Annotated in this window: 5 protein-coding genes; 4 read left to right on the top strand and 1 reads right to left on the bottom strand. The window is 63.7% G+C overall.

Translation table 11 applies throughout. From position 1 onward, the window contains the following. The first annotated feature begins 42 nt into the window (after positions 1-42). The 4 genes from H5T60_11200 (at position 43) to H5T60_11185 (ending at position 4,327) form a co-directional block, all read left to right on the top strand. Entirely contained in the window at positions 43-1,167 is a 1,125-nt protein-coding gene (locus tag H5T60_11200) for a tetratricopeptide repeat protein (GenBank protein MBC7242998.1), read from the top strand. Between the two features lie 32 nt (positions 1,168-1,199). Beyond that, positions 1,200-1,658, top strand: a complete 459-nt coding sequence (gene ndk, locus H5T60_11195; GenBank protein MBC7242997.1) for a nucleoside-diphosphate kinase — start codon at positions 1,200-1,202, stop codon at positions 1,656-1,658. A gap of 361 nt (positions 1,659-2,019) precedes the next feature. Beyond that, positions 2,020-3,240, top strand: coding sequence for a sigma-70 family RNA polymerase sigma factor (locus H5T60_11190; protein ID MBC7242996.1), 1,221 nt, complete (start codon positions 2,020-2,022; stop codon positions 3,238-3,240). Between the two features lie 25 nt (positions 3,241-3,265). Further along, positions 3,266-4,327 carry a sigma-70 family RNA polymerase sigma factor gene (locus H5T60_11185; GenBank protein ID MBC7242995.1) on the top strand — a complete coding sequence of 354 codons (1,062 nt, stop codon included), beginning with the start codon at positions 3,266-3,268 and terminating at the stop codon, positions 4,325-4,327. A 6-nt stretch (positions 4,328-4,333) separates the two neighbouring features. On the opposite strand, the gene H5T60_11180 is transcribed toward H5T60_11185, so the two are convergent. Beyond that, the coding region (locus H5T60_11180; GenBank protein ID MBC7242994.1) for a mannose-1-phosphate guanyltransferase at positions 4,334-5,318 on the bottom strand (985 nt) is incomplete at its 5' end.

Below are 5,318 nucleotides of genomic sequence, written 5' to 3'. Positions count from 1 at the left end.
CCCGCGCCGGAGGCCCTGGAGGAAATACCGCCGGCCGGCCCAATGGAGGAAGCGGAAACCCCTACCGCGCCGGAGGACCTGCTGAAGCTGGCGGCGGAACTCCCCGAGGAACTGCGTGCCCTGGTGGAAGAGGCCATGGCCGGGGAGATCACCGCGCCGGCCGCCCCCGCCGGGGAAACGGCTCCCGCCGAGGTCGAGCTCCCGCCCTGGCTGGCGGAGATGGCCGAGGAAGAAGAAGGTGCGGAAGTGATATCCGCGCCGGCCGAGGAAGCCGCGCCGGCGCGCGCCGAAGAAGAGGAAATCCCCCCCTGGCTGCGCGAGCTAGCCCAGAAAGAAACCGCCGCACAAGCGCCGGCGGAGGAGCCGGAGGAAGAAGCCGTCCCGCCCTGGCTGGAATCCCGCCTGGAAGAGGCGGGGCCGTCCGAAGCCGGCATCCCGGCTGAGGAGGAGACACCTGTTGAGGAAATCCCCGAGTGGTTACAGCGACTGCGCCAGGCCGCCATCCAGGACATGCCCTCGCTGAAGAGCGAGCTGGCCGCCGGCGAGGAGATGACGCTGGAGCAGGAGACGGGCGTGCCGGCCCACGAGCTGGAGCCGACGCCGGCGGTCGAGGAGACACCTTCCCCGGAAGAAGAGGCCGGCGCCGTCGTATCCGCCTCTATGCTGGAGGAGATCTGGATGGCCGCGGCCGAGGGGATGCCGCTGATTCATGAGGAGGAGATCGCGCCCGTACCGCAGGCGCTGGAAGCGGAGACGCCGGCGGAAGCCGTCCCTGCGTCGGCCGAGGAAAAGGTGGAGGAGGCGCCAGTATCCCCGGCAGAGGAACGGGCGGTCGAGGAATTGCCATCCCCCTCGCCCTTCATCGCCCAGGCGCAGGAGCGCCTGCGGGTGCGTCCGGATGACCATGAGATGCGGCTGGCGCTGGCGCGCGCTTGGCGCGACGCCGGCCAGATCGAATCCGCCCTGCAGGAATACAGCACCCTGGTGGAGGCGGACCAGTTCGTCGAATCCATCGTCAGCGATCTGGAACATCTGATCGCGGAGCTGGGGGAGGAGATGGGCTCTGCGCCGGCCTGGACCGTGCTGGGAGATGCGTATATGCGTCAGGGGCGGCTGTCCGACGCGCTGGATGCCTACCGGCGCGCCCTGGGCCGCAGGCCGGCATAAAAGCCATATCATCACACGCTGAGGTGAGCAACGTGGAACGCACACTCGTCATTCTCAAGCCAGATGCCGTACAGCGAGGGTTGGTCGGGGAGATCATCCGCCGGCTGGAACGACGAGGACTGAAAATCATCGCCATGAAGATGGTGCAGTTATCCGAGGAGATCGCGCGCCGGCATTACGCCATCCATGAAGGCAAACCCTTCTTCGAAGGGCTGATCGCCTACATCACTTCCGCACCAGTGGTATTAATGGTGCTGGAAGGCCCTCGCGCTATCGAAGTCGTGCGCGCTACGATGGGCGCCACCGATCCCGCCAAGGCGGCACCGGGAACCATTCGCGCCGACCTGGCCCTCACAGTGGACCGCAACCTGGTGCACGGCTCCGACGGCCCAGAGACCGCCGCCAGCGAAATAGCCCTCTTCTTCCGCGAAGACGAACTCCTGCAGTACCCGCTTGACACCGAACGCTGGCTGTGGGCGACCCCGCAATAAGGCCCTTTGTAGGATACAGGCCCCCGACACGATGGGGGCCTGTTTTTGACCCCTTCCGCGACCATTTGTGCGACGAAAATTAACACAACATTTTCTAAAATTTAAAATTTTTCCATTGACAAACTATCGTGTTTGTTGTATAATAAAATGGAATAAAACTTGAGGAAAGGGGAAAGGGACGATTTGTAATCTTATTTTGGAGATGCTCTCTTCAAACCCCTGTCTCAGCCGCCGCTCCTTGGTGTTTGCCGCGCCTCCTACGTCTGGCACGCGAAATGTGTGTCACTGTCATGAATCTTTCGCCCCAAGATTCTCCGGAACGGAATTATTTGTCATATGACCAATAAAGTGAGGTTGCGCGATGCGTGAAGAGCAAGCAGGGAACACAGCGCTGGAAGAGCTCCTGGAACAAGCTTCCCATCGGGGCTACGTCACATATGACCAAATTTTAGAGGTTTGCCCCACCCCGGAAGAGGACAGGGAAAGGCTGGAAGGGTTTTTCGCCCAACTGCACACGCGGCGCATTCCGGTGTACGAGCAAGCGAGAGAGCCGGCTGAGCAGGATGCCGTGCCCCACGCCGCTTCGTTCCGGGCGGTGTGGGACGATGACTGGCGGGCTGAGGAATCGGAAGACTTGGACGCCGAGAATCTGGAAGAATATCTGGACGATGGTCCCCTCAGCGACACCGTCACGCTCTACTTCCGTGAGATGAGCCAGTATCCCCTGCTCAGCCCGGAAGAGGAGAAAGAGCTGGCGCGAGCCGTGTTCGAGGGGCGCGTTGCCGCCCAGCGGCTCGCCGGCCAGAACGGCAACCTCAGCGAAGAGGAACGAGAAGCCCTGCGTCAGCTCGTCCAGAAGGGCCGGGAAGCGCGTGATAAGCTCATCCGCGCCAACACCCGCCTGGTCATCAGCGTGGCCAAGCACTACATCGGCCGCGGGGTTCCTTTCCCCGACCTGATCCAGGAGGGCAATCTGGGCCTGATGCGGGCCGTTTCCAAATTTGACTACCGCCGGGGATTCAAGTTCTCCACCTACGCCACCTGGTGGATCCGCCAGGCCATCACCCGCGCCCTGGCGGACCAGGGACGGGTCATCCGCCTGCCGGTGCACATGGGAGACCGACTGCGCAAGCTTTTCCGCGCCGCGCGCGATATGGAGCAGGAGCTGGGCCGGCCGCCTACTCCGGAGGAACTGGCAGAGCGCTTGCAAATGCCCGTCAATCGTGTAGAATGGATGTTGCGCATCTCCTCCGACACCCTCTCCCTCCATAAACCGGTGGGGGAAGACGAGGAGAGCGAACTGGGGCATTTCATCGAGGATACCCAGTCGCCGGCGCCCATGGACGTGGCCAACCGCGAGCTCCTGCGCGAAAAGCTGGAGCAACTGCTCGATACCCTGACACCCAAGCAGGCGCGCATCCTTCGACTGCGATTTGGCTTTGTGGACGGTCGGACGTATACTTTAGAGGAGGTAGGCCGCAAGTTCGGGGTCACGCGGGAGCGCATACGCCAGATTGAGGCGCAGGCGTTAGGCCGGCTCCGCCATCCGCACCGCAGCCGGCAGTTAAAGGGATTCCTGTAATCTTGGTGAGGTAGGATTCGGACCTGTGACGATGGACCCGGAGGAAGAAGACCTGCTCGAAGAGCTTGGCCTGGAGGGCGTAGAGGGCAAAGAGCTCTCGGGCGAGTCCTTCGATATGGACGAGGAGCTGGAAGAGGTCGAGGAGGACGAGGCCGAGCTGGAAGAAGCCGGCGACGAAAGCCCCGACCCCATCCGGCTCTATCTGCGCGACATGAGCCGGACCCCCCTGCTCACCCCCGAGCAGGAGGAAGAGTTAGCGCGCCGCATGGCCGAAGGGCGGGAGGCCCTGGAGCGGCTCGCCAGCGACGAGCACCTGACTGAGGAGGAACGCCGGCAGTTGGCGGAAAAGGTGCGCGAGGGCAATAAGGCGCGTGACCACCTGATCCGCGCCAATACCCGGCTGGTCATACAGATCGCCAAGCGCTATCGGGGCTGGGGCATTGCCTTCAGCGACCTCATCCAGGAGGGCAATCTGGGGCTGATGCGGGCCGCTGACAAGTTCGATTACCGCCGCGGCACCCGCTTCAGCACCTACGCCACCTGGTGGATCCGCCAGGCCATCACGCGTGCCCTTTCCGACCAGGGCCGCACTATCCGCCTGCCGGTGCACATCCACGAGGAGATCCGCCGGCTCCATAACGCCGAAGAGCTTCTCAATGACCGGCTTGGCCGCCAGCCCACCGACGAGGAAATCGCCCAGGAGCTTGGCTTGGCACTCAGCCGCGTGCGCTGGCTGCGCCGCATCGCCCGCCATACGGTCTCATTGGAAACTCCCATCGGCGAGGATGGCGACAACTCCCTGGGCGATTTCGTGCAGGATGATGACACCTCTTCCCCCACGGAGAAAGCTTCACAGACACTGCTGAAGCAGGAGGTCGCCAAACTGCTGGAACACCTGAAGCCGCGCGAGGCGGAGATCATCCGCCTGCGCTTCGGTTTCGTGGACGGCCGCAGTTATACGCTGAAAGAGGTGGGGGAGAAGCTGGGCATCACTCGGGAGCGGGTGCGGCAGATCGAGTCCAAGGCCCTGCGCCGGCTACGCCACCCCTCCCGCAGCCAGCGCGTCCGCGATTTCATCCAGAAGTAATTCCCCTCAGAGATACTCGAGGCGCCCGCGCTCTTTCAACTGTTCCACGATGTGCTTCACGTCCTGCGCCCGATCGCGCGGGCAGATGAGCAGGGCATCGCCGGCATCCACCACGATCATCTCGTTCAGCCCAATGACGGCAATGAGCCGGCCGGCGCTGTAAATAAAGCTGTTGCGTGTGTCCAGCGCCTCCACGTCCCCCGCCAGCACATTCCCCTGCTCGTCCGCCGGCAGGATGTCCAGCAGGGCCGCCCAGCTCCCGATATCGCTCCAGCCAATATCCACCGGGATGACCACCACGTCGCGGGCATGCTCCATCACGCCAAAGTCAATGGTCTGTGCCTGGATGGCCGGCCAGACCCTCTGGAGCGTCTCCTCCTGCGCCGGCGTGCCCCAGGCGTCCACGATCTCCTGGAGCTGGGCGTACAGGACCGGCATCTGGCGCGCCATCTCCGCCAGGATAGCCTCCACCCGCCAGATGAACATGCCGCTGTTCCACACGTAGCGGCCGGAGGTGATGAATTCCTGGGCGGTCAGCCGGTCCGGCTTCTCGGTGAAGCGCACCACCCGATAGGCCCCGAACCCATCCACATGATACAGCAGTTCCCCCTGCTCGATATAGCCGTATCCCGTCTCGGGGTAACGCGGTTCAATGCCGAGGGTGACCAGATGGCCCTTTTGAGCGACTTGCACGGCGGCGGAAAGGGCGCGTACGAACTGCTCGCGCCGGCGGATGAGGTGATCGGCTGTCAGGACCACCATCACGGCCTCGGGGTCCTGCCGGCGCAGTAACATGGCGGCCAGCCCGATGGCCGGCGCCGTGCCCCGCCCCATGATCTCCCCAATGAGGTTATGCTCCGGCAGGGCCGGCACCTGCTCGCGCACCAGCGGCAGATAGGAACGGTTGGTGATGACCCAGATGCGCTCGTAAGGGAAAAGGGGCAGGATGCGGTCAACCGCCTCCTGCAGCATGGTGCGGGGGCCGGTGATG

Source organism: Anaerolineae bacterium (genome assembly GCA_014360855.1).
Taxonomy (GTDB): Bacteria; Chloroflexota; Anaerolineae; order JACIWP01; family JACIWP01; genus JACIWP01.
Note: the sequence above shows the minus strand (reverse complement) of the source record. Positions and strands in the feature narration are given on the sequence as shown.

Excerpts from the sequence above, each read along its gene's own strand:
- H5T60_11190 (MBC7242996.1), top strand. The coding sequence starts at position 2,020 with ATGCGTGAAGAGCAAGCAGGGAACACAGCGCTGGAAGAGCTCCTGGAA.
- H5T60_11200 (MBC7242998.1), top strand. The coding sequence starts at position 43 with ATGGAGGAAGCGGAAACCCCTACCGCGCCGGAGGACCTGCTGAAGCTG.